Below are 1,006 nucleotides of genomic sequence, written 5' to 3'. Positions count from 1 at the left end.
CTAGATGAAACCAAGAAGCGTGAAAGCGCTACACAGAGTATGCAAACTTCCCTTGAAAGCATGGCGCTTGAAATGAAAAAACTCAGGGCCGAAGTATCAAAGCTTAACTCTGAAGCAACAACAGATTCCCTCACAAAGGTGAACAATCGCCGTGCCTTTGATATGGAGATAGAAAACTTTATTTCTTCCAGCAAAGCCGAGAAGAAACCATTATGCCTACTGTTAATCGACCTGGATGATTTCAAGCGTTTTAATGAACAATTTGGTCATACAATTGGCGACAAAGTTCTTCGTTTTGTCGCGACACTCTTAAAAAACAACATTAAGGGCTGCGACTCGGTTGCTCGGTTTGCTGGCGAACAATTCGCAATTCTACTGCCTGAAACGGCCTGCGAAGGAGCTTACATTGTCGCTGAGAATATTCGTGAGCGCTTATCGAAACAAACTTTATCAGACAGCGCAGAAAAGATTGAACTAGGAACTGTCACAGCTTCGATCGGTGTCGCCGTATACAAGTATGGAGAGAGTGCAGAGCAGCTAATTCGTAAAGCTGATAAGTTCATGCACGAGGCAAAACGTTCAGGAAAGAATAAAGTTGTGGGCGGTTCAAATGTAGGTTCTGACAGCAAAGAGTCATCAAGTACGCTTATTTAAAACAATCAAGCGGCCATAATTACTGACCGCTCAGCACACTAAGTACTAGTCATTAGTAATCAGCGTTCCAACACCTTCATCTGTAAAGATTTCCAAAAGTGTTGAGTGGCTAACTCGACCGTCAATAATGTGCGAACTCTTTACTCCGTTTTTCACAGCCTCTAAAGCGCACTTAATTTTCGGCAACATACCGCCGTATATCGTTCCATCAGCAATCAACTCATCGACCTGAGCAGTTGATAAACCTGTTAACACCTCTCCCGATTTATCCTGCAGACCAGAAATATTTGTCAGTAGAATAAGTTTTTCTGCTGCTACCGCCTCAGCTACTTTTCCAGCAACCAAGTCAGCA

Annotated in this window: 2 protein-coding genes; one reads left to right on the top strand and one right to left on the bottom strand. The window is 43.1% G+C overall.

What is annotated here, in order from left to right; translation table 11 throughout:
• Nucleotides 1-654: GGDEF domain-containing protein (locus A3761_RS02365; protein WP_231881123.1), on the top strand; the 654-nt coding region annotated here is incomplete at its 5' end.
• Nucleotides 655-699: 45 nt separating this feature from the next.
• On the opposite strand, the gene argB is transcribed toward A3761_RS02365, so the two are convergent.
• On the bottom strand, nucleotides 700-1,006 hold a 307-nt coding region (gene argB / locus A3761_RS02360), incomplete at its 5' end, for an acetylglutamate kinase (protein ID WP_197472745.1).

The sequence above is a fragment of the Oleiphilus sp. HI0123 genome, from assembly GCF_001635315.1.
Note: the sequence above shows the minus strand (reverse complement) of the source record. Positions and strands in the feature narration are given on the sequence as shown.